Source organism: Methylobacterium tardum (assembly GCF_023546765.1).
Lineage (GTDB): Bacteria > Pseudomonadota > Alphaproteobacteria > Rhizobiales > Beijerinckiaceae > Methylobacterium > Methylobacterium tardum.
On the sequence record NZ_CP097484.1, the window covers coordinates 2,660,287 to 2,682,585 of the forward strand.

A 22,299-nucleotide genomic window follows, 5' to 3' on the forward strand; every position below is an offset into this window, starting at 1 on the left:
GGGGCGCCTTTTGTGGCGGGTCGGCCGCCCATATAGCGGGTCCCGCGGCTTATTGCGCGTCGATCCGGCGCACCGTCCACGTCGCCCAATAGACCGGGCGGCCGTAGAGGCTCGATGTGTCGCGGCCCGCGGCGGTCGGCGCCAGCCGGTCGAGCCAGGTCAGGAAACCGGCCTTGCCCGGGTAAATCGACGGCGTGTCGAGGTTGCCCTCCGCATCCGTCATCCAGAAATGCGCGCTCCGGTCGTAGCGGCCGCTGCCGTCGCCGCCCGAGCGAAGCCCGAGATAGGCCGGCGAGCGACCGGCCTCCACGGGATCGGCGTACAGCTTGAGGGCACCGATCCCGTCGAGATTCATGTCGGCCGTGTATTGCAGGCAGATATCGGCGACCGGGCCGCCGGGGGCATTGGCCGGGCGCTGGCAGGTATACGCGATCGCCCAGCGCTGCATGCCCTTGCCGCGCGCCATCCGCACGAGGGTCCCGGGCGGCAGCGGACCGGCGAGCTTCCGTGCCGCGGACCAGACCTTTGGCCCCGCCGGTCCTGGGCCGTGCGCAAATAGAGCGCGGTGCGGCGCTTCTCGGGCGCGAGGCCGCAATCCTCAGGGAGCACGTCGGTATAGATGTAGTGGTAGGTGCGATCGGCGATGCTGATCGAGCCGGCGAGGCCGTGCGTCTCGAAGGCCGGCGCCGTGCAGGCCGAGGCCACCGGCTTGCCGGTCTCGTCGATCACCGCGGCCGGGGTGGGCGGATCGCTCCGTCCGCGACCCGAGCCGGCCTCGAACGGCGTCCAGGTCAGGCCGTACCCGTCGGGGGTACGGGTGCGGATCTCGAAGGTCTGGAAGTCGAGGGTCCGGGCCTCGATCTGAACGCGGCGCCGGACATCGGCCGGGCCCGCGCCGCCCTCGTCCGCCTCGGCCTGCCGGCGGCCGCGTCGCCGACGCCCCTCCGGCGCGTCGTTTCCCGGGGCTGCGGCACCCACCCGCTCCTGCCCGAGCAGGAAGACGTAGCTGTAGGCTTCCCCGGCCCAATCCCGGCCTGAGACGGCGATCGGATCGCGCGGGCCGATCCCCTCGGCCGAGGGCGTCGGCTCGGACCAGCCGCGGGTCTGCGCCCGCTCCTCCGGCAGATCGACCCAGAACCGGTCGGCGGAGGGCGGCAGCGTCGTGGCGAGGGCTTCCAGGTTGCGGCCGGTGCGCAGCGAGCCGCCGTCGCGACTGTCGGTGGCGCGCCGCTCCGGGCAGGGCTCGTCGCGGCGGCGGGACGCGATCGGGGTCTGGCCCTGGAAGATCGCCTGCAGCGGGCCGGGCGCCTCGGACCGCCCGAGCCGCAGGATCTGGACGCCGCGGGCGAAGGCGCAGGGGGCCGGCGAGATCAGGACGCCCTCGGCCTCCGAACCTTCGCGGCAGATCTCAAGGTTGCCGCCGCCGGTGATGAAGCAACTCGGCGCGCTGCCCTCGTAGGTGGTGGGGCGGGCCGCGGCGGGCTGCGGCGAGACCGACGCGAGCGCGGTCAGGGCGCAGAGTGCGGATCCGGCTGCCAGCAGCGCGCGCGGCGCGCCGCCCCGGGACTGGACGTCGCGTGATGCGGGTTCGACGGTATCGGCAGGCGACGCTTCGGTACTCTTTGAAGAATCCACGTCTATCGCCGGTGTTGACACGGGTGTCGGAGAAGTCTCGCAGCCTCTAGCGGAAGGTCGTTGAGCCGGGAAGGGGCGCGGACCACGCAGCCCGCCTTCGATGGGGAAGGCGGCGAACCCGTTGCCCCGCTCGTCCGTTGTCGCGGCTTGAGGGCCCGATCGGCCCGACCCCGTCAGCGTTCGGAGACCCGCGCATGGATATCGCCGTCGAAACCGTCATCGACATCGTCATGAGGCTGCGCGCCATCGAGGTGAAGGAAGGCAACACCGATCCGGATTCGGGCTCGAACCCGATCGATGACGGAGCCACGGATGTGCTGATCTCGGGCACCGACGATGCCACGGAATCGGAGGTTCGCAGCTTCATCACCGGGCTCGGCGATGATTCCCGCGCGGAGCTTCTGGCCCTGTTCTATGTCGGGCGCGGCGACATGGAGCCTGAGGAATGGGGTGAGGCGGTGCGCTTTGCCCGGGAACGCGAGGCTGCCGGCGAGGGCACGGTGAAGACCCTGTTGGGCTCGCCGATCGCGGGTGACATGCTCGAAGAGGGCCTCGACGCGCTGGGGCTCAGCCCCGAACTGCCGCAGGCCTGAGCGGCCGTAAGGGTCGCGGATGCGATGGCCTCACGCGTGCGCAGGGGCGTCACCAAGGCGCTACGGGTCCTCATCCGGCCGGTCCGGCGCGCGCAGGGCTATGGCGGCAAGGGCCGGGGTGGGCTCGTGGTCGAGCCCTACCGCGGCTACGGCTCGCACGACGAGATCTTCCTGATCGGCCGGGTCTTCCGGCAATCGCCCGGCATACCCGGCGAGGATCCCGAATCCCTCCGGGCCCAATGGCGGGACCTGCGCCGCCGCATCGCCCGGCGGAAGGTGGCGGGTGCCGCCGTCACCGCCCGGTTCGGCGGTGATGCCGCCCGGGTCGAGACCGACCGCGACGGCTATTTCCGTCTGAACCTGCATCCCCGCGGCCTCCCGACCGGTGCAGGTGAGTGGCATGGGGTCGATCTCGTGCTCGAGGCAGACCCGCCGATCCCGGCCCAGGGCGCAGTGTTCATTCCGCCCAGTGGCTGCCGGTACGTCGTCGTCAGCGACATCGATGACACGGTCATGCGCACCGGCGTTGCCAACAAGCTGAAGATGCTGTGGCGGCTGTTCGTCGAGGACGCCGAGAGCCGCGTGGCGTTTCCCGGAGTCGCTGCCCTCTACCGCGCATTGCATGCCGGGGCCGGCGGCGAAGAGGGCAACCCCATGCTCTACGTCTCCCGCGCGCCCTGGGGCCTCTACGAGATGCTGTCCGAGTTCTTTCAGCGCCACGGCATCCCGGCGGGGCCGGTGCTGTTCCTGCGGGAATGGGGCCTGTCGTGGACGCACCCGCTGCCGCGCCGGGCGACCGACCACAAGCAGGCGTTGATCCGGCACATGCTCGCCCTCTATCGCGACCTGCCCTTCGTGCTGATCGGCGACAGCGGCCAGCACGATCCGGAGGTCTACGCGCAGATCGTCGAGGAGAATCCGGGGCGGGTGCTGGCGGTGTATATCCGCAACGTGTCGCGCGACGCCGGCCGGATCGAGGAGATCGTCCGGCTCGCCGGAGCCGTGGCCCGGGCGGGCTCGAGCCTCGTTCTCGCGGCCGACAGCGTCGCGGTGGCCGAGCACGCGGCCTCCCTCGGCCTGATCGCGCCTGAGGCCGTGGCCGGCGTCGCCGACGAGCACGCCGCCGACGCCGAGACCGGGCCGCGTCGGGAGACGGCCCGGATCATCCCGGGGCCGCCGGGCTCTGACGGCGACGCGGTCGACACGCCGATCGCACCGGAGGCGATCGCGGACGCGTTGGCGGGCGACGGCACCGTGCCGGCGACCGTCGTGGTCGCGCCTGAGAAGCCGGCCGTCCTCCCGGGCCTCGAATCCTGACCTGGGCCGTTATCGGCGCTGTTGTCCTTCCGGTCTTGCGCGAACAGCTCGGCAGACTTGCGCCGAGCTTGCGCTCACGAAATGGTGCAACGCAGCATCGCGATCCGAAGGGTTCACATCCCGGTCGCGATGCCTAGGTTCGGGCGCTCGCATGCTGGTCCATGCCTGTCGCGTTCGCTGGAGCCCACTCGTGCAAACCTACACCCTCGCGATCGCCGACGGCGTCCTCTTCGCTTGCCTGCCCGACGAGGCCGACATCACGGCCGCGATCACGGACGCGACCGCCACCAATTATGGGTTCGGCCTCAGCCTCGACATCGTCCGCGGCGCGACTCTGACCAACGCTGCGCGACCCGATGACGAGGTCGTCTGGCAGGAAGGTCCTGACAGCGAGCTTCTGGACGCGCACGGTCGCCGCTATCGCTACGCGGTCCGCCGCCTGAGCTGACAGAGCGCGGCCTTATATGGCCCCGCATCCGGATCCGGCGGCCCAGTGTAGCGGCCGCGCCGCACCCTCCGCCAAACGACGGCCCAACGGCGGCCCTTGGGCCGCTGACGCTTGACTGACGGGTCTGCGAGGCCATCGTTCCGGGATGCTGGACCGCACACCCGCCGAGACTCGCGCCATGCGCCCGATCCTGAACGGCCTCGCCCTTGGGCTGGCCCTCCTCTCCCTCGCTCAGCCGGCCCTCGCCCGCTCGGCGCGCGAGGATATCGAGCCCGCCGAGGAGCGGGAATTCCCGTTCGACGCGCAGATCCCCGGCTGCCAGGACCCGTCGGTGCTGGAACGGGTCTCGACTAACTTCGCCGAGAAGGAGGCGAAGTTCTGGAACTCGCCGATGACGATCGTCTCCTTCGACAGGATCGAGCGCACGGCCTGGCGGCCCTGGGGGCTCGACACCTATCCCCGGCGCTTCTGCACCGCGACCGTGACCACGTCGGACGGCTTGCGCCGGAAGGTCGACTATTCCGTGCGCGAGAGCCTCGGCATCATCGGGGCGACCTGGGGCGTGGAATTCTGCGTCCACGGTCTCGACCGCGACCTAGCCTACGCCTACGCGACGGCCTGCCGGATGGCGCGGCCCTGATCATGCGCGGCCTCGCCGCCTGCCTCGCCGGCCTGCTGCTCGCCGGCCCGGCCGCCGCGCAGGATTACGGCGGCTTCGCCCGGCGGGGCTCGCCCGGCGATTTCGACTTCTACGTGCTGGCCCTGTCGTGGTCGCCGACCTATTGCGCCGGGGCGGGCGAGCGCCGTGACGACGTCCAGTGCGCGCCGGGGCGGGGTCTTGGCTTCGTCCTGCACGGGCTGTGGCCGCAATATGCACGCGGCTATCCCGAGAATTGCTCGGCGGTCGCGCGCCAGCCGACCCGGCAGGCGATCGAGGTGGCCGGGCAGGTCTATCCGAGCGAAGGCCTCGCCCGCTACGAGTGGCGCAAGCACGGCACCTGCTCGGGGCTCGACCCGGCCGCCTATTTCAACGCGGCCCGGGAGGCCCGGCTCGCCGTGACGATCCCGGAGAGCCTCAAGGGCGGAGGCCCGGCGCAGAATCTGGCGCCCATCGAGATCGCCCGGCAATTCGTGGCCGCCAATCGCGGTCTGCGTCCCGACATGATGGCGGTCACCTGCACGCGGGGCCAGCTGCAGGAGGTCCGGATCTGCTTCGGCAAGGACCTGCGCGGCTTCACCCCCTGCCCCGAGGTCGCCCGTGCCAATTGCCGCGCGCCGGAGATCACCCTCGACGCCGCGCGCTGAGATTTTTCGGCGGTTTCGGCGCGCGGCGCTGGACCCGAGACGCGGGATCGGCTTGAGCGGGTCTCCATGAATTATCGGCACGCCTTTCACGCCGGCAATCACGCCGACGTCCTCAAGCATCTCGTGCTCGCGCGCGTGCTCGACCACCTGCGCCTCAAGGACAAGCCGTTCCGGGCGCTGGACGCCTTCGCGGGCCTCGGCGTCTACGATCTGGAGGCCGACGAGGCGTCGCGCACCGGCGAGTGGCGGGACGGCTGGGGCCGGATGGATACGCCCTTCGCGCCGGACGTCGAGGCGCTGCTCGCGCCCTACCGGGCGGCGGTGGCGGCGGTCCAGGCACGCTACGGGGCGACGGCGTATCCCGGATCGCCCGCGATCATCCGCGAGGCGCTCCGCCCCGGCGACAAGGGCGTGTTCGTCGAGCTGCATCCGGCGGATGCGGTCACCCTCGGGGCGCGCTACGAGCGCGACACGCGCACGAAGGTGCTGAACCTCGACGGCTGGATCGCGGTCAACGCCCAGATTCCGCCGCCCGAGCGGCGCGGCCTCGTGCTGATCGATCCGCCTTACGAGGTCCCCGGCGAGATCGAGCGGTTGGGGACCCACCTCGCCCGGGCGGTGGCGAAGTGGCCGACCGGCCTGTTCCTGGCCTGGTACCCGATCAAGGACGTCGCCGCCCTCGAACGCATGGTCCGGGACCTCGATGCTGCCCTCCCCCGCCCAGCGCTGCGCCTCGACCTGCTGATCGACCGGCCCGACGACCCGACGCGTCTGACCGGCAGCGGCCTGATCGTCGTCAACCCGCCCTGGCGACTCGCCGAGGAAGCGGCGACCTTCCTTCCAGCTCTTGCCGAACGATTGGCCCGCCATGAGTTCGGAGGATTTCGTTGCGACCCGATCGGTGCGGCGGCCTGACGCGACAGCATTGGACAGGTCTCGCCAAGCTGTTCGGCGCTCATCGCAGTCAAGGCAAGCGGCCGACAGGGCAAATGTGGCTGCAAAGTCACATTTCCTGGGCGATCGTTGTGCGAGATATCGATCTGCTCAAAAAATATGCAAATGCTCTATGTTTAGTTTTGTGTCAAACGCAACGCGATGTCAGCTTGGCCGTGAGCGAACCCGAACGAGCTGCGACACCATGCTGAAGCGATCCACCCTGGCCGGCCTGGCCACCGTGCTGCTGTCCTCGACCAGCATCCTCGCGGCCGATCTGGCCGCCCCGGCTCCGACGCCCGTTCCGCCCCCGCCGAACCGTGCAAGGCTACGCTCCTCGGCCCGGTCTACAGCGGCGTGATCAAGGCCAACCCGAACCCGACCTGCTTCGCCGCGGGTCCGCTCGGCGACCTTTACGTAGGCGGCGCCATCACGGGCTACGGCTACACGCAGACCAACCCGTTCGCGTCGTTCTCGACCCCGGCGGCCCCCAACGACCGCGACCGGTCCGCGCGCTTCGATTTCTCGAACATCCAGGGCATCATCCAGAAGCCCGAGGGCGCGTTCCAGTTCTACATCCAGGCCGGCGGCTACTCGATCCCGCAGCTTGGCTTCCCGACCCTCGGGACCTTCACCCAGACGGACCTGCTGTTCGGCCCGGTGCCGGTCGCCTACGGCAAGATCCAGATCAACGATGAATGGTCGATCCAGGGCGGACGGATGTTCACCCTGATCGGCACCGAGCTGCTCTTCACCTACCAGAACCTGAACATCAACCGCGGCCTCCTGTTCGTGCAGGAGAACTTCATCAACCAGGGCGTTCAGGTCAATTACAGCAGCGGCCCGCTCTCGGTCTCCCTCGCCGGGACCGACGGGTTCTTCTCCAACGAGATCACGTGGTTCACCGGCAACGTCGCCTACAAGCTCGACGACTACAACACGATCGGCGTCAATGGCGGCCTGAACGTCGGCCGGACCAATGCCCTCGACCGGAGCGCCCGCTACCAGTTCGCCACGCCGAACGCGCAGCAGAACAGCGGCATCTTCAATATCAACTACACCTACGCGAACGGCCCCTGGATCATCTCGCCGTACTTCCAGTTCACCAATGTCGAGCGCGACCTGCGCGTCGGGATCGGCAACACGGCCTCGACCTATGGCGGCGCCCTGCTGGCGGCCTACTCGTTCACCGACAATTTCTCGCTGGCCGGCCGCATCGAGTACACCGAGCAGACAGGCGTCCGGGGTTCGGGCGGGACGAACCTGCTGGGCTTCGGGGCCGGCAGCAACGCGTTCTCGGTCACCGTCACGCCGACCTTCACGTTCGATCGCTACTTCTTCCGGGTGGAGTACGCGCATGTTGAGCTCGGCGGCATCACCCGCGGCAACCTCGCGGAGGGTACGCTGGGTACCGGTTTCGGCCGGGACGGCAACCGCACCTCGCAGGACCGCTACATGGTCGAGACCGGCATCACCTTCTGATCCGGTCTGACGGCCGGCCTTCGGGCCGGTTCCGGACAAGCCCTCGGCTCACCGCCGAGGGCATTTTTATTTTCTTTGCCGGTCGGTCCTCGGCAAGAGAAGCATCGTCTGCCGCTGCGCGGGCGCGCCGCGGCCTGCGTGACGCTTCCGGCGATCAGGATCGCCGGAGCAGGCGGCGCCCCGGCCGGTGGCCCTCCTCCCCGGTATCGCGGAAGCCGAGCTTCTCCAGAAGGCCCCAGGACGCGACGTTGGCCGGGCGGCACTCCGCCACGACACTGCGTGTCGGGAAGCGCCCGCCGAGGAAGGTGATGACCGCCGAGACCGCTTCGAAGGCGTAGCCGCGCCCGCGGGCGGCGCCGCCGATCCAGTAGCCGATCTCAATCACGCCGGCGCCGCGCAGATGGGTTCCGACCACCCCGACGAGGTCGCGCGCCGCCGACGCCTGCGGCGCGCCGGTCCCGCCGGTCTCCCGCGTCCAAGCGCCGAGGAAGCGGTCCTGGCCGCGGGAGCCGCTGCGAATCAGATCCTCGGCATCCTGAAGGGTGAACGGGGTCGGCAGGAAGTCCACCGCCGCGGTGATCGCCGGATCGTCCGTTAGCCGACGGAGGGCCTGTGCATCCTCAGGCCGGAGTCCCGCGATCGACAGGCGCGCGGTCTCGATCGCGGGCAGATCGGCAAGGCTGTCGCGGGCGGCGCGGATGGTGAACATCCCCTCGATGTGGGGTGCCGGCCGGGACGGAAAAGGCACGAAGCCGGCCCGTCGGATCATCCCGCGCGCTGCGCGAAAGACCGAAGAAGTCTTCGCGCCACGGTCGCAGACATGCTGAACGGGAACGGTTGCTTAACCTGAATCCGTCTTCATTGGCGCATCAGGTTGCGTCAGGCAAACGGGTGCGTCGATGCGGGTGCGCGGTACGGGTCAGATGTTGCGGACGCTGTCGCGGGTCGCCCTCATCGGCATCATTGGCGGCGCAGCTGCCGCCTGTTCCTCGGACGCGTCGCGCCTGAGCAACCCCTTCTCGAACCCGTTCGAGTCGGAGCCTGCTGCCACGGGGAGCCTGCCGGATGGCAGCCTCAAGTCCGTGCCCGCGATCCGCACCGGCCGCATCCAGTCGGAGGCGCTGAGCCCGCCCGGCGCCCCGCGCCCGGTCGCGGCCGCCACGCCGGCTCAGACGCACGCCGCCGCACCCACGACCCGCGTCGCCTCCACCGGCCCGGTCGGCTGGAGCGCTCAGGGCGGCACGCAGATCACCGTGTCGCAGAACGACAGCCTGAACCAGATGTCCACCCGCTTCGGCGTGCCCGCCTCGGCGATCCTGGCTGCCAACGGCCTGACCAGCGCGAGCCAGATCACCCCGGGTCGGCAGCTCGTGATCCCGGTCTACAACGCCTCCGGCATGAACCCGGCCGCGGCCCCGATGACCGCTCGCCCGGCCCGCGCGGCCGAGGAGAAGCGCGAGGACGCCAAGCAGGTCGAGAGCAAGCTCGCCGCGAAACGCGAGGAGGCCAAGGAAGCCGCCAAGCGCGAGGAAACCAAGCAGGCCGCCAAGGAGGCCGCGAAAGAGGCGACCAAGCGTGCCGCCGCCGAGAAGGAGGCGGAGCGCAAGGAGGCACTCGCCCGCGACGCCGCGGCTCGGAAGGTCGCCGAGGCCAAGACCCGCAAGGACAGCGCGTCGAAGGACGACGAGAAGCCGCGGCACGTGCGCCCCGGACAGGTCGCCAAGGCCGACGAGAAGAAGGCGGATCCGAAGGCCGAGGCGAAGGCCAAGGCTGAGGCGAAGGCGGAGGCGAAGGCGACGGAGGCCAAGGCCGAGGCGAAGGCCGCCGCGAAGGCCGAGGCTGCGCAGAAGCTCGCGGAAGCCAAGGCCGCCAAGGAGGCTGCGCAGAAGGCGGCCGCCGCGGAGAAGGCCGAGAAGGTCGCCGCCAAGGAGGCTCCGAAGCCGGTTGCGGCGGTGGCGCCCACGGCCCCGGCCAAGCCCGAGCCCGCCACCACCAGCTCCGTGGCCGACGCGACGCCGTCGGAGAGCTTCCGCTGGCCCGCCAAGGGCCGGGTGATCGCCGGCTACGGCAGCTCCGGCAACGAGGGCATCAACATCGCCGTGCCGGAGGGCACGCCGGTCAAGGCGGCCGAGGAGGGGACGGTCGCGTATGCCGGCTCGGACGTGAAGGGCTACGGCAAGCTCGTGCTGGTGCGTCACGCCAACGGCTACGTCTCGGCCTACGCCCATAACGGCGAGATCGACGTGAAGCCCGGCGAGAAGGTCAAGCGCGGCCAGACGATCGCGAAATCCGGCGCCTCCGGCAACGTGACCTCGCCGCAGCTGCACTTCGAGATCCGCAAGGGCGGCTCGCCCGTGGATCCTATGTCCCAGCTCGCCAGCAACTGAGCGGCGCGGAGCTGATTGTGACCGGCGGCGGTCCCGAGAGGGGCCGCCGTTCGCGTTTGCGGCACAGGCTCGACCGAAACCGCTTCGCGTCGGCGATCCAGGGCGCAGGGGATGCCGGATCCAGACGGTTTCCGGCTGAAGACCTCGGGTGGTGTACTCCTCGTCGTCATGAGCGCAGCGAAGTGACCCAGGGAAGTACGACTTCAGGCGTCGTCGCGCCGACTGGATTGTCTCGCTCCGCTCGCAAGGACGGTGCTGCCGGAGCGATCACCCCAGGAATGGCGGCAGACCCGTCAACGCGATCTCCGACGCCTATCCGCCCGACCGGCCGCGAGAACAGGTGCGCTCAGGCGTTCGGCGCCTGCAGGGTGCCATCGGGGCTGTGGCGGTCCACTGCCTCCGGCAACGCCTGCGCCAGGGTCGGGAACAGCTGATCCATCGGGATGCCGAGCTTCTGCGCGATCTGGCGGACCTGATCGTTGTCGAGGACCTTGCGCAGATCCTCCGCCGTGATCGGCTCATTCGGTCCGCGGCCGAGCCAGGAATTGACCTGGCTCTCGTAGCCCGAGCGGCGGAGCTGATCGACCAGCGCGTTGAGACCGCCGGGAAGAACCTGCTGGATGACACCGGGCAACGCTTTGAGCGCGATCTCCCCGAGGGAATTGAGCAGGCTCATGCGGGTCTCCCGTCGTGCAACGTCGGCGGCGATACTAGAGCACATCGCCCCAAGAGCGAGAGACCTGCGGCGCGACCGGTCTGCGTGAACCGCAATTTAATCGACAGTGGTTCGGCCGTGGCCCGGAATGACGGCCCGCAACACGTCCGACAATCGCGCGGTCATGAGACTCCCGATCCGATCGCTGGTCCTGCCCCTCCTTGCCTCGGTCTGGTCGGGTGCGACACCGGCGGCGCCGCCCGAGACGACCCGGCTCGCGGAGGCGCGTCCTCTCACGGACGCGGTCTTTGTCCGGCCGCTCTTCGGCACGTACCGGCATTGTGGCGGGGCCTGCCTCAAGAGCGGTGAGCTTTCCTGGTTCTGCTTCGCGAAACAGACCTGCTACCTGAGCTGCGCGACCGCGCCGCCGCTGATGAAATGCGCGACCCCTTAAGCAGCGCCGGGCGCTGATCGCACCTGCGTGCTGAAGTTCAGCTGCGGTTTCAGCTGCCCGTTCTCACTCTGCTCCGCCACGGCGGCCGGCAGGAATTCCGACAGGACGACGGCCACGCGGCCCTCCGGCACACCCAGGTCATAGGCGAGACGCTCCGCGACCCCCTCCGGCAGGCAGCTTGCGATGGCGGCCGCCGGCACCGGCTGCCGCGCCTCCGGCCCCGCCCCAGCGGCCAGCCAGGACGCGACGGCGTCGCCGTGACCGGTTTCCCGCAGGCGGTCGAGAAAGGCGGTGAGACCGCCGGGATAGAATTTCGCCATCGTCAGGGCTAGCTTGCCGCTTCCGGTCTGCTCCAGGATCCGGTCGGCTGCAGCAGCGACGTCGCCGATCAGATTCTTCGCACCGTCAAGCAGGCCCATCAAACTCCTCCGTCGCGTTGGTCGATCGCGCGGGAAGGTCGGGCGCGGATCGGCGCCGGCAAGCGCGTGCGGCAATTGCACGGGGAGTGATTAGGATCCCTGTCTCGGCATCGCGGGAATCGTCCATGAAGCGTGTGCAGGCCGGCGTCCTCGACGTTGCGTATCTGGAATTCGGGCCGCCGGACGGACCGCCCGCCGTGCTGCTCCACGGCTTCCCGTACGACGCCCGCGCCTGCACCGCGGCGGCCGAGCGGCTCGCCGCCGCCGGGGTCCGCTGTCTCGTCCCCTATCTGCGCGGCTACGGGCCGACGCGGTTCCTGGATCCGGCAACCCCGCGCTCCGGCGAGCAGGCGGCGCTCGGGGCCGACCTGCTGGCCTTCCTGGACGCCCTCGGCATCGCGCGCGCCGTGCTGGCCGGCTACGATTGGGGCGGACGGGCGGCCTGCGTGGTCTCGGCGCTCTGGCCGGACCGGGCCAAGGGCCTGGTGAGTTGCGGCGTCGGCTACAACATCCAGAACATCCCGGCCTCCGGGCGGCCGGTTGCGCCCGAGGCAGAGCACCGGCTCTGGTATCAGTACTACCTGCACGGCGAGCGTGGTCGCGCCGGCCTCGCGGGCGGCCGGCACGCGTTCTGCCGCCTGCTCTGGCAGCTCTGGTCGCCGACCTGGGCCTTCGACGCGGACACCTACGCGCAAACCGCTCTGTCCTTCGACAATCCCGACTTCGTGGACGTGGTGGTGCATTCCTACCGCCACCGCTTCGGACTGGTGCCGAGCGACCCGGCGCTGGTCGAGATCGAAGCCCGGCTCGCCGCCCAGCCGGCGATCGCCGTGCCGTCGATCGTGCTGCTCGGCGCGGACGGCGTCGCACCGCCGTCCGCGACCGACACGGCGGCCCGCCACTTCACCGGCCCGTACCGGCGTGAGATCGTCGCGGGGGTGGGCCACAACTTTCCCCAGGAGGCACCCGACGCCTTCGCGGCTGCGGTGCGCGCCCTGCTGTGAGGCCGCCGCCGATGCCCGTCGCTTCGACGTTGCTTTCGGGAAGCCCCTGGCTATAGTCCGCGCGCTTTTCGACAGGTCTGCCCACGCCGAAAACCGGCGGCAGGCCCGATCGCCATTTGCAGGAGACGCTCGTTGATCACCCCGCCTTCGCGCAAGGGGCCGGTACGGCCGCTGGCGGAGCGGAGATCGCCTTTCAGGTGATCCCGTTCGTCCTGATCTTCGTGATCATGTACTTCCTGATCCTGCGGCCGCAGCAGAAGCGGGTCAAGGACCACCAGACCCTGCTCAAGTCCGTGCGCCGGGACGACACGATCGTGACCAATGGCGGCCTCGTCGGGCGCGTGACCAAGGCGGCCGATGACGCGGCCGAGATCGAGGTGGAGATCGCCCCCAACGTCCGCGTGCGCGTGGTCCGCACGATGATCTCCGAGGTCCGCGCCAAGGGCTCGGTGAAGGCCGCCTGAGCTTCCGTTTGAACTGGCCGGCGTAACGCGCCGGCCCACAAGAGAAAAAGACGGCCGATGCTGCGCTTCTCCCGTGCGAAGATCATCGCGACGCTGGGCCTGATCCTGGTGGGGCTGATGCTCGCCGTGCCGAGCTTCTTCTCGCCCGAGCAGCGCAAGGGCTTCGTCGCCAGCCTGCCCTCCTGGTTCCCGAGCTGGGTGGTGCCGACACGCGCCATCGTGCTCGGCCTCGACCTCCAGGGCGGCTCGCAGCTCCTGCTCGAGGTCGACCAGAACGAGCTGATCGCCTCCCAGGCCAAGGCCCTGCGCGACGACGTTCGCCGAGTGCTTCAGCAGGAGAACGTCCGTGCCGACGGCGGCATCGGCCTGCTCCAGCGCGGCGTCCAGGTGAAGGTCGCGGACGACGCGGCCCGGGCCAAGGTCCTGCCGAAGCTTCAGGAACTGTCGCTGCCGATCACCACGTCGCTCGGCCAGACGGCGGCCCGGACCCTCGACGTCTCCGAGCAGCCCGGCGGCGTGATCCGCCTGACGCTGACCGATGCCGGGATCACCGACCGGACCCGCCGGGCGGTGAGTCAGGGCATCGAGGTCATCCGGCGCCGCCTCGATTCCACCGGCACGACCGAGCCGTCGATCCAGCAGCAGGGCGCCGACCGGATCCTGATTCAGGTGCCGGGTGAGCAGAACCCTGAGCGCCTGGAGAAGCTTCTCGGCTCCACCGCCAAGCTCGAGTTCCGCATGCTCGCCGACAGCCCGTCCGGCGACGTCGACATGCTGCCATCGAAGGACGAGAAGGGCGCCAAGGTGCCGGTCGAGCGCCGGGTCATGGCCGATGGCGGCGAGCTGACCGACGCGCAGCCGGCCTTCGACCAGCAATCCCACGAGCCGATGGTGAGCTTCAAGTTCAACCTGCGCGGCGCGCAGCGCTTCGGGCAGGCGACCTCGGAGAATGTCGGCCGCCGCATGGCGATCGTGCTCGACAACGAGGTGGTCTCGGCGCCCGTGATCCGCTCGGCGATCACCGGCGGCTCGGGCCAGATCACCGGCAACTTCACGGTCCAGCAGGCCAACGACCTATCGGTGCTGCTCCGGGCCGGCGCGCTGCCGGCCAAGTTCACCGTGGTCGAGCGCCGCGTCGTCGGACCGGGTCTCGGCCGCGATTCCATCGAGGCCGGCAAGCTCGCGACCCTGGTGGCGGCGGCCCTCGTTGTGGCGTTCATGTTCGCGACCTACGGGACCTTCGGCTTCATCGCCAACATCGCCCTGATGGTCCATGTCGGGCTGATCCTGGGTCTGATGTCGGTGTTGGAGGCGACCATGACGCTCCCGGGCATCGCCGGCATCGTGCTGACCATCGGCACCGCGGTGGATTCCAACGTGCTGATCTACGAGCGCATGCGCGAGGAGAGCCATGCCGGACGCTCGCTGATCTCGGCGCTCCAGGCCGGCTTCGACCGGGCCTTCGCCACCATCATCGACTCGAACTCTACCATGGCGATCGCCGCCCTGATCCTGTTCTTCCTCGGCTCGGGCCCGGTGAAGGGTTTCGCCGTGGTCTTCATCCTCGGCATCCTGACGACGGTCATCACCGCCGTGACGCTGACCCGGATGATGATCGCCGTGTGGTACAAGACCTTCCGGCCCAAGGCCCTGCCGTTCTGACGACGGGGTCGTCGCACACCCAAATGCTTTTTCAGGAGGTTGGCGAAGCGTCTCTCGTCTGATCGCCCGTCCGGGCGGCCCACCCTGTCATCCCGGGGCTGCGCAGCGAGCCCGGGATCCAGACTCGCCGACGGCGCCGGCCCTGGCGCGGCCGCGGTTCTGGTTTCCGGGCTCGCCCTTCGGGCGCCCCGGAATGACGGCGGATCAGCGAGACCGTACAGCGGCCCCGCCTATCGAGACCGACCATGCGCCTGCTCCGCCTCTGGCCCGACGAATCGCATTTCGACTTCATGCGATTCCGGCGTTTCACCTTCCCGCTCTCGGCGCTGCTCTCGCTCGCCACGGTGGCCCTGTTCCTGACGATCGGGCTGAACTTCGGCATTGACTTCAAGGGCGGGACCCTGGTCGAGCTGCAGGCGAAGTCCGGCACGGCCGACGTCGCGTCGATCCGGCACACCGCCGCGGGCTTCGGCTTCGGCGAACCGGAGGTGCAGGAACTCGGCAACCAGGGCACCGTGCTGGTCCGCCTGCCGCTCCAGCCCGGCGAGCAGGGCCAGACCGCGGTGATGAACAAGGCGCACGCCGCCTTCGACAAGGATTACGATTTCCGCCGCACCGAGACCGTGGGCCCACGCGTCTCCGGCGAGCTGGTCCAGTCCGGCACGCTCGGCGTCGTGCTCTCGGTCGTGGCGGTGCTGCTCTACCTGTGGTTCCGGTTCGAGCGGGAGCTGGCGCTCGGCGCCATCGTCGGCACCCTCCACGACATCGTGCTGACGGTCGGCGTGTTCATCATCACCCGCATCGAGTTCAACATGACCTCGATCGCCGCGATCCTGACGATCGTGGGCTACTCGCTCAACGAAACGGTCGTGGTGTTCGACCGGACCCGCGAGCTCATGCGCCGGTACAAGACCATCCCCACCGTCGACCTGCTCAACCTGTCGATCAACTCGACCATGTCGCGCACCGTGATGACGTCGATCTCGTCGTCCCTGTCGCTGCTGGCGCTGGTGCTGTTCGGCGGCGAGGCGATCAAGGGCTTCGCCGTGGTGATGCTCTGCGGCGTCCTGATCTGCACCTACTCGGCGATCTTCATCTCGACGCCGGTGTTGATCTACCTGGGGCTGATGCTCTCGGGCGCCCGCGCGGCGGCCGAGCGGTCGAGCGTCCCGCAACCGGCGGAGTAGTTTGTTTCGGACATGGCCGAGCGGGAGACCCCGAAGAGCTTCGAGTCCGGCTTCGTGCCGGGCCGCCACATCATCGACACCTACGGCAATGGCGGCTTTCGCTTCGCCGGCATGTCCCATCGCGGCTCGATCCTGATGCTGCCCTCGGGGGTCCGCGCCTGGGACGTCACCGAGCCTCGGGCGATTGATCGGTCGGCGCTCCGCCCGGTCCAGGCCGAGGCGGCGGGGATCGAGCTGCTTCTCGTCGGCACCGGCCTCGACATTGCGGCGATCGACCCGGCGCTGCGGGGCTGGCTCAAGGATTTCGGCGTCGGGCTCGACGTGATGCAGACCGGCGCCGCCGCCCGCACCTACAACATCCTCGTGGCCGAGAACCGCAAGGTCGCGGCCGCGCTGATTGCGGTGGCCTGATGCCGGAGGCCGACGGCAAGACGGCGGAGACCGGGCTCGCCTTCGCGCAGTCCCACTGCGAGGATCTCGTGCGGGCCGGCGACCCGGACCGCTACTACGCGACCCTGTTCGCCCCGGCCGCCGCCCGCCCCCACCTCTTCGCGCTCTACGCCTTCAGCCTGACCGTCGCGCGGGTGCGCGAGGCGGTGTCGGCCCCCATGGCCGGTGAGATCCGCCTGCAATGGTGGCGCGACGCCCTCCAGGGCGAGGCGCGGGGCGACGTGCGGGCCAATCCAGTGGCCGCCGCCCTTGAGGAGGCGATCCGGGTGAACCGCCTCGGGCGCCAGCCCTTCGTCGACCTGATCGATGCCCGTGTGTTCGACCTCTACGAGGACCCGATGCCCCGGGTGAACGACCTGGAGGGCTATTGCGGCGAGACCGCCTCGGCCCTGTTCCGGCTGGCGAGTCTCGTGATCGCCAACGGTACCGAGCCGGGCGGCGCGGGCGCGGCCGGCCATGCCGGGGTGGCCTACGGGATCACCGGGCTCCTGCGCGCCCTGCCCTGGCATGCCCGCTCCGGGCAGGTCTACCTGCCGGCCGACATCCTCGGCCGCTACGGCGTCACCCGCGAGGACATCGTCACGGGCCGCGGCGGGCCGGGCCTGCGCCGGGCCTGCGCCGACCTGCGCGCCCTCGCCCGGCAGCACCTGAAGGCTTTCGAGGCGGCGCGCCCGACGATCGCGCCGTCGGCCGGGGCGGCGTTCCTGCCCGTAGCCCTGGTGGAGCCCTATCTCGCCGCCATGGATCGGGCGTCCTATGACCCGCTCAACACGCCCATAGAGCTGCCGCGCTGGCGGCGGCTGTGGCGCCTCTGGCGGGCGGCGCGGCGGGTGAGATAGCCGCGGCTTCGGCGTCCTTGCGAGCGGAGCGAAGCAATCCAGCGGCGCCACGGTCACCGATGTCGCGCTGCCCTGGGTCGCTTCGCTGCGCTCGCGATGACGGAGCGTTGTCAGAGAACGCGCGCGAGCCCCGGCACCAGCGCCGCGAGACGGACCGGTGCGCCCGGCTCTGCATCGGCCTCCGGCGAGGCCAGCACGGCGGCCCGGCAAAGCCCGTCGCCGCTAAGCCCCGTGACCAGCCGCCCGCCCGGTTCGAGGGCCGCGCGCCAGTGCGGCGGGATCGCCGCGACGCTGCCGTGGACCAGGATCCGGTCGAAGCCGCCATCGGGCAGTTCCGGGGCGAGCCCGTCCGCCCGGACGACATGCACCTCGGCGAGGGCCGCCAGCTGTCGCGTCGCCATTCCGGCCAGCGTCGTGTAGCGCTCCAGGCTCAGCACCGCGCCGGCGCCGAGCTGGGCCAGCAACGCGGTCACGTAGCCCGAGCCCGTGCCGATCTCCAGGACGCGCTGGCCCGGCTCCAAGCGCAGCAGCGCCAGCATCAGCGCCACCGTGGACGGTGCCGTCATTGACGCGCCGCAGGGCAACGGCAGGGCAATGTCGCGCCGCGCATGCTCGCGATGCGGCTGCGGCGCGAAGGCGTCCCGCGGCACCTGCTCCATGGCCCGCAGCACCGCGGTGTCCCGCAGGCCCCGGCCCCGAAGCGCCATCACGAAGGCCGCGTTGCCGGCGGCCGCCTCCAGGCTGCCCAGATCGATCGACGTCCGTTCGATCACCCGGCGAAGGCCTGCGCGAAGCGCGTGAGCGTCGGCTCGTCGGTGAGGTCGAGGCGCAGCGGCGTCACCGAGATCCGCTTCTCGGCAATGGCCTTGAGATCCGAGCCGTGGCCCGGCTCGAACCGGGCCTTGGCGAAGGCCAGCCAGAAATACGGGTTGCCGCGCCCGTCGACCCGCGCGTCGATCGACAGCAGCGCCTGGTTGCGGAAGCCCTGTGCGGCCACCGCGACGCCCTGCACCTCGGCCGGCTCGCAGTCCGGAAAGTTCACGTTGACCAGGATGCCGGGCTCGATCCCGGTCTCCAGGATCTTGCGGACGACCCTCGCGCCGTGTGTCCGGGCGCAGTCCCACTTGAGCGCGCCGCGCCCGCCGGCGCCGTAGGCCTGGCTCAGCGCGATCGAGCGGATCCCGAGGATCGTCCCCTCCATGGCGGCCGCGATCGTGCCCGAATAAGTCACGTCCTCGGCGACGTTCTGGCCGCGGTTGACCCCCGACAGGACGAGGTCCGGGCCGTGATCGCCCAGGATGTGACGCACGCCCAGGATCACGCAGTCCGACGGCGTGCCCTTCACGGCGAAGCGCTGCTCCGAAACCTGCCGCAGCCGCAGCGGGTCGTTGAGCGAGAGCGAGTGCGACACGCCGGACTGGTCGCTCTCCGGCGCCACGACCCAGACGTCGTCCGAGAGCTCCCGGGCGATCTCCTCCAGGGTACTGAGCCCCGGCGCGTGGATGCCGTCGTCGTTGGTGACCAGGATGCGCATCAGCGGGTGCCCTCGATCCGATTGAGCCCGCCCATGTAGGGGTGGAGCACCGACGGGATCGTGATGCTGCCGTCCGGGTTCTGGTAGTTCTCCATCACGGCGATGAGCGCGCGGCCGACCGCGACGCCCGAGCCGTTGAGGGTGTGGACATAGGCCGGCTTGCCGTCCTTGCCGCGGTAGCGGGCGTTCATCCGCCGCGCCTGGAAGTCGCCGCAGACCGAGCACGAGGAGATCTCGCGGTGGGTGCGCTGCCCCGGCACCCAGACCTCGATGTCGTAGGTCTTCTGGCTGGCGAAGCCCATGTCGCCGGTGCAGAGGGTCATCACCCGGTAGGGCAGATCGAGCTTCTTCAGCACCGCCTCGGCGCTGGTCAGCATCCGCTCGTGCTCGTTCGCGGATTCCTCCGGCGTCGTGATCGAGACCAGCTCGACCTTGCTGAACTGGTGTTGGCGCAGCATGCCGCGGGTGTCCCGCCCCGCCGCCCCGGCCTCGGCCCGAAAGCAGGGGGTGAGCGCGGTGAAGCGCAGAGGGAGTTCTTCCTCGCGGAGGATCGACTCGCGCACGAGGTTCGTCAGCGGCACCTCGGCGGTCGGGACGAGCCAGAAATGCTCGTCGCTGACCGGCGCGGAATCCGCGCCCGCCTGCCCCTGCAGCGCCTTGACGTAATCGAGGCCCTTGAAGACCGAGAACTGGTCGTCCTCGAACTTCGGCAGCTGCGCGGTGCCGAACATGGCGGCGTCGCGGACAAGCACCGGCGGTGCCACCTCCAGGTAGCCGTGCTCCTGCGTGTGCAGGTCGAGCATGAACTGGCCGAGCGCCCGCTCCAGCCGCGCGAGCTGGCCTTTGAGCACCACGAAGCGCGAGCCGGACAGCTTGGCCGCCGCCTCGAAATCCATCAGGCCGGCGGCCTCGCCGAGCTCGAAATGTTCCTTGCCCTCGGTCAGCCGCTCGCGGGTCGCGGCGTGGCTGCGGTAGAGGACGTTGCCGTGCTCGTCCGCGCCCTCGGGCACGTCAGGCTTCGGCCGGTTCGGGATCGCGGCGAGCCGGTCGGCCAGGGTCTTGTCGGCCGCGTCCTGCGCGGCCTTCAGCTCGGGTTCGGCGCCCTTCAGGGCCGCGACCTCCGCCATCAGGGCCGCGGCACGGTCCTCGTCCTTGGCCTTCTTGGCGCCGCCGATTTCCTTCGCCAGCGCGTTGCGCCGCTCCTGATTGGCCTGCGCGGCCGAGACCGACGATTTCCGCGCCTCGTCGAGGGCGATCAGCTCGGCCGAGAGCGGCGCGAGGCCCCGGCGGGCGAGGTCGCGGTCGAAGGCGTCCGGGTTCTCCCGGATGGCGCGGATGTCGTGCATCGAGTCGGCTCGGGTCTTCTGCGCGGCGTCGAGCGCGCGGGCCCCGCTTTGCCGCATCGCGTCCGGTGGGACAAGCGCGGGCGTCGGACCGGTCCGACTCGGATCGGCATTCTCTCTCCCTGGCATTCCAGGGCGCCGGAGGCGAGCCCGGAATCCAGAACCGCGACGCGCGCCAGAACCGGGCGCGTTGGTGCGTCTGGATTCCGGGTTCCGCTGCGCGGCCCCGGGGTGACGATGCCTATGAGCCGGCCGTCACGCCTTCGGCGGCGCGAGCTTGAGCTGGTCGATCGCCCAGAGCCACGTCCCGTCCGCCTGCTCGCGGGCGACCTCCACCGAGAACGCGCCCTTGGGCAGCTGCGCGAAGGTCATGGCGAGCGCGCCGTTGCGCAGGGGCGGCGGCGTTTCCGGCGCCCGGAAGTCGGATTTGCGCGCCAGCAGGTCGGCGTAGAAGGTCCGGATCTCGGCATGGCCGGTGGCGACGACGCGGCCGGCCGCCAGCACCGCATCGGGCTCGTAGAGGGCGACGAGGCCCTCGACGTCGCCGGCATTGGCGCGTCGGTTGAACAGGGCGGCAAGCTCCTCAGGGGCGCGGGCGGGCTCTCGCGTCTGGTCCGACATGGCGTCTCCTCGTCCGGCCCTGGCGGCCGGTTGATCCTGCGGAAATGCGCCGGGCCGCCGATTTTTCCCCCGCCTGGGTCATTTCAGGCGCGTCCCGTCGCGGTCCGTCACCGAGACGGCGACCGGGATCCCCGCCTTCACGCTCTCCGAAACGGTGCAGAACCGCTCGAACTGCTCCAGCACCCGGTCGATCCGGGGCATCTCGGCGGCGGCGGCCCCGAGCTGAATGTGGACGCCGATCCCGGTGACCCGCAGCCGCCCTTCGGCGTTGCGCTCCACCCGGCAGGACGCCTCGGCCGCCACACCCCGCGCCTCCTGGCGGAACTTGCCCAGGGCGAAGACGAGGCTGGCGCAGAGGCAGTTCGCGACCCCGGAGATCAGGAGCTGCTCGGGGAACGGCCCGGTCCCGCCGCCGATCGGCGGCGCCTCGTCGGTGATCAGCGCCGGCAGGGCCGAACCGAAATCCACCGTGAAGACGTAATCGGCGACCTGGGTGATCCGGATCGTCGGTCCTGTTTCCATCGTGCTCCCCGGCGTCATGGCGCCCACCCCGCCGGGAGACTCAACGTCCGATCCGGGTTCGCGTTCGGAAGACCTGCGCCATGCGTCCGGATACGGATGATTTCCCGGAATCTTCCCCGTAGAACCGGCCGCCTGACCGACCTGCACGCGAACCCCCCGATCCGATGACGAGCCCCGCGACCCTCGACACCCTGATGCCGCTCCTGGAGCGCATCGCCACCGCGCTGGAGCGGGCCGCGCCCGCAATCCCGCCGGCCTTCGACCCGAACGCCGCCGACGCCTTCCTGTGGGGGCCCGAGCGCCGGCTGACCCCGGTGCCGCAGGTCGCCCGGGTCGAGATGGGCCTGCTCACCGGCATCGACCGCGCGCGCGACACTCTGGTGGAGAACACCGAGCGCTTCGCCCGCGGCCTGCCGGCCAACAACGCCCTGCTGTGGGGGGCCCGCGGCATGGGCAAGTCCTCGCTGGTCAAGGCGGCCCATGCCGAGATCAACGCCCGCCGGCCTGCCGGCAGCCTGCCGATGAAGCTCGTGGAGATCCACCGCGAGGACATCGAGGCCCTGCCGGACCTCATGGCCCTGCTGCGGCCCGACCCGCACCGCTGGCTGGTCTACTGCGACGACCTCTCCTTCGACGCCGACGACACCTCGTACAAGTCGCTCAAGACCGCCCTCGACGGCGGCATCGAGGGGCGGCCGGGCAACGTGCTGTTCTACGCCACCTCGAACCGCCGGCATCTCCTCGCCCGCGACATGATGGAGAACGAGCGCTCGACGGCGATCAATCCCGGCGAGGCCGTGGAGGAGAAGGTCTCGCTCTCGGATCGGTTCGGCCTCTGGCTCGGCTTCCACAAGTGCAGCCAGGACGAGTACCTGGCGATGATCCGCGCCTATGCCGACCGCTACGGCCTCGCCGTCCCGCCGGAGCAGCTGCGCGCCGAGTCCCTGGAATGGGCCACCACCCGCGGCTCGCGCTCGGGCCGCACCGCCTTCCAGTTCATCCAGGATCTGGCGGGGCGGCTCGGCAAGACGCTGGACTGAGGGGC

General features: G+C 70.3%; 24 protein-coding genes and 1 pseudogene. 15 read left to right on the plus strand and 10 right to left on the minus strand.

What is annotated here, in order from left to right:
- Positions 1-49: 49 nt before the first annotated feature.
- Together M6G65_RS12615 and M6G65_RS12620 are read right to left on the minus strand one after the other, a co-directional pair.
- A complete protein-coding gene (locus tag M6G65_RS12615) occupies positions 50-355 on the minus strand; it encodes a hypothetical protein (RefSeq protein ID WP_250104002.1) in 306 nt (101 codons plus the stop codon).
- On the minus strand, positions 352-1,635 hold the full coding sequence (locus M6G65_RS12620) for a hypothetical protein (protein ID WP_250104003.1): 1,284 nt from the start codon (positions 1,633-1,635) through the stop codon (positions 352-354). Before M6G65_RS12620 ends, M6G65_RS12615 begins: the two co-directional genes overlap by 4 nt.
- Before the next feature lie 194 nt (positions 1,636-1,829).
- Here M6G65_RS12620 and M6G65_RS12625 point away from each other — a divergent pair, with 194 nt between their 5' ends.
- The 7 genes and pseudogenes from M6G65_RS12625 to M6G65_RS12660 all read left to right on the plus strand — a co-directional run bounded on the left by M6G65_RS12625 (position 1,830) and on the right by M6G65_RS12660 (position 7,713).
- Positions 1,830-2,228 carry a DUF3775 domain-containing protein gene (locus tag M6G65_RS12625; protein ID WP_250104004.1) on the plus strand — a complete coding sequence of 133 codons (399 nt, stop codon included), beginning with the start codon at positions 1,830-1,832 and terminating at the stop codon, positions 2,226-2,228.
- Positions 2,229-2,252: 24 nt separating this feature from the next.
- On the plus strand, positions 2,253-3,545 hold the full coding sequence (locus M6G65_RS12630; RefSeq protein ID WP_238195526.1) for an App1 family protein phosphatidate phosphatase: 1,293 nt from the start codon (positions 2,253-2,255) through the stop codon (positions 3,543-3,545).
- A gap of 190 nt (positions 3,546-3,735) precedes the next feature.
- A complete protein-coding gene (locus M6G65_RS12635) occupies positions 3,736-3,993 on the plus strand; it encodes a hypothetical protein (RefSeq protein WP_192708896.1) in 258 nt (85 codons plus the stop codon).
- A gap of 178 nt (positions 3,994-4,171) precedes the next feature.
- Positions 4,172-4,633 (plus strand): hypothetical protein, encoded by a 462-nt coding sequence (locus tag M6G65_RS12640; protein ID WP_250104005.1) that lies wholly within the window; start codon positions 4,172-4,174, stop codon positions 4,631-4,633.
- 2 nt (positions 4,634-4,635) lie between these two features.
- Positions 4,636-5,298 (plus strand): ribonuclease T2 family protein, encoded by a 663-nt coding sequence (locus tag M6G65_RS12645; protein WP_238195524.1) that lies wholly within the window; start codon positions 4,636-4,638, stop codon positions 5,296-5,298.
- 66 nt (positions 5,299-5,364) lie between these two features.
- A complete protein-coding gene (locus tag M6G65_RS12650) occupies positions 5,365-6,213 on the plus strand; it encodes a 23S rRNA (adenine(2030)-N(6))-methyltransferase RlmJ (RefSeq protein WP_238195523.1) in 849 nt (282 codons plus the stop codon).
- A 223-nt stretch (positions 6,214-6,436) separates the two neighbouring features.
- Positions 6,437-7,713, plus strand: a pseudogene (locus M6G65_RS12660) (porin).
- 154 nt (positions 7,714-7,867) lie between these two features.
- On the opposite strand, the gene M6G65_RS12665 reads toward M6G65_RS12660, so the two are convergent.
- On the minus strand, positions 7,868-8,422 hold the full coding sequence (locus tag M6G65_RS12665; RefSeq protein ID WP_238195614.1) for a GNAT family N-acetyltransferase: 555 nt from the start codon (positions 8,420-8,422) through the stop codon (positions 7,868-7,870).
- 190 nt (positions 8,423-8,612) lie between these two features.
- Between M6G65_RS12665 and M6G65_RS12670 the strand changes: the two genes are divergently transcribed.
- Positions 8,613-10,100: a peptidoglycan DD-metalloendopeptidase family protein gene (locus M6G65_RS12670; protein ID WP_238195521.1), complete on the plus strand. Its 1,488-nt coding sequence runs from the start codon at positions 8,613-8,615 to the stop codon at positions 10,098-10,100.
- Between the two features lie 346 nt (positions 10,101-10,446).
- On the opposite strand, the gene M6G65_RS12675 is transcribed toward M6G65_RS12670, so the two are convergent.
- Positions 10,447-10,776, minus strand: a complete 330-nt coding sequence (locus M6G65_RS12675; RefSeq protein ID WP_238195520.1) for a YidB family protein — start codon at positions 10,774-10,776, stop codon at positions 10,447-10,449.
- Between the two features lie 429 nt (positions 10,777-11,205).
- Complete coding sequence (locus tag M6G65_RS12685) at positions 11,206-11,628, minus strand: YidB family protein (protein ID WP_238195518.1); 423 nt, start codon at positions 11,626-11,628, stop codon at positions 11,206-11,208.
- A gap of 125 nt (positions 11,629-11,753) precedes the next feature.
- Between M6G65_RS12685 and M6G65_RS12690 the strand changes: the two genes are divergently transcribed.
- From M6G65_RS12690 to M6G65_RS12715, 6 genes are all read left to right on the plus strand, one after another.
- Complete coding sequence (locus tag M6G65_RS12690) at positions 11,754-12,632, plus strand: alpha/beta fold hydrolase (RefSeq protein WP_238195517.1); 879 nt, start codon at positions 11,754-11,756, stop codon at positions 12,630-12,632.
- A 116-nt stretch (positions 12,633-12,748) separates the two neighbouring features.
- Positions 12,749-13,096 carry a preprotein translocase subunit YajC gene (yajC, locus tag M6G65_RS12695; protein ID WP_250104008.1) on the plus strand — a complete coding sequence of 116 codons (348 nt, stop codon included), beginning with the start codon at positions 12,749-12,751 and terminating at the stop codon, positions 13,094-13,096.
- 57 nt (positions 13,097-13,153) lie between these two features.
- Positions 13,154-14,758 (plus strand): protein translocase subunit SecD, encoded by a 1,605-nt coding sequence (secD, locus tag M6G65_RS12700; RefSeq protein ID WP_192708906.1) that lies wholly within the window; start codon positions 13,154-13,156, stop codon positions 14,756-14,758.
- A 245-nt stretch (positions 14,759-15,003) separates the two neighbouring features.
- The gene (secF, locus tag M6G65_RS12705) at positions 15,004-15,945 is read left to right on the plus strand and encodes a protein translocase subunit SecF (protein WP_238195516.1); all 942 of its coding nucleotides are present in this window, start codon (positions 15,004-15,006) and stop codon (positions 15,943-15,945) included.
- 12 nt (positions 15,946-15,957) lie between these two features.
- Positions 15,958-16,356: an Mth938-like domain-containing protein gene (locus M6G65_RS12710; RefSeq protein WP_238195515.1), complete on the plus strand. Its 399-nt coding sequence runs from the start codon at positions 15,958-15,960 to the stop codon at positions 16,354-16,356.
- On the plus strand, positions 16,356-17,234 hold the full coding sequence (locus M6G65_RS12715; protein WP_238195514.1) for a phytoene/squalene synthase family protein: 879 nt from the start codon (positions 16,356-16,358) through the stop codon (positions 17,232-17,234). Before M6G65_RS12710 ends, M6G65_RS12715 begins: the two co-directional genes overlap by 1 nt.
- Positions 17,235-17,344: 110 nt before the next feature.
- Here the strand turns inward: M6G65_RS12715 and M6G65_RS12720 are convergent, their stop codons facing one another.
- The 5 genes from M6G65_RS12720 to M6G65_RS12740 form a co-directional block, all read right to left on the minus strand.
- The gene (locus tag M6G65_RS12720) at positions 17,345-17,941 is read right to left on the minus strand and encodes a protein-L-isoaspartate O-methyltransferase family protein (RefSeq protein WP_238195613.1); all 597 of its coding nucleotides are present in this window, start codon (positions 17,939-17,941) and stop codon (positions 17,345-17,347) included.
- A gap of 62 nt (positions 17,942-18,003) precedes the next feature.
- Positions 18,004-18,768, minus strand: a complete 765-nt coding sequence (gene surE, locus M6G65_RS12725; RefSeq protein WP_238195513.1) for a 5'/3'-nucleotidase SurE — start codon at positions 18,766-18,768, stop codon at positions 18,004-18,006.
- A complete protein-coding gene (gene serS / locus M6G65_RS12730) occupies positions 18,768-20,114 on the minus strand; it encodes a serine--tRNA ligase (RefSeq protein WP_238195612.1) in 1,347 nt (448 codons plus the stop codon). Before serS ends, surE begins: the two co-directional genes overlap by 1 nt.
- Positions 20,115-20,366: 252 nt before the next feature.
- Positions 20,367-20,732 (minus strand): nuclear transport factor 2 family protein, encoded by a 366-nt coding sequence (locus M6G65_RS12735; RefSeq protein WP_238195512.1) that lies wholly within the window; start codon positions 20,730-20,732, stop codon positions 20,367-20,369.
- A 78-nt stretch (positions 20,733-20,810) separates the two neighbouring features.
- A complete protein-coding gene (locus M6G65_RS12740) occupies positions 20,811-21,254 on the minus strand; it encodes an OsmC family protein (RefSeq protein ID WP_238195511.1) in 444 nt (147 codons plus the stop codon).
- A 164-nt stretch (positions 21,255-21,418) separates the two neighbouring features.
- Here M6G65_RS12740 and M6G65_RS12745 point away from each other — a divergent pair, with 164 nt between their 5' ends.
- Complete coding sequence (locus M6G65_RS12745) at positions 21,419-22,294, plus strand: ATP-binding protein (protein ID WP_238195510.1); 876 nt, start codon at positions 21,419-21,421, stop codon at positions 22,292-22,294.
- Positions 22,295-22,299 lie beyond the last annotated feature (5 nt).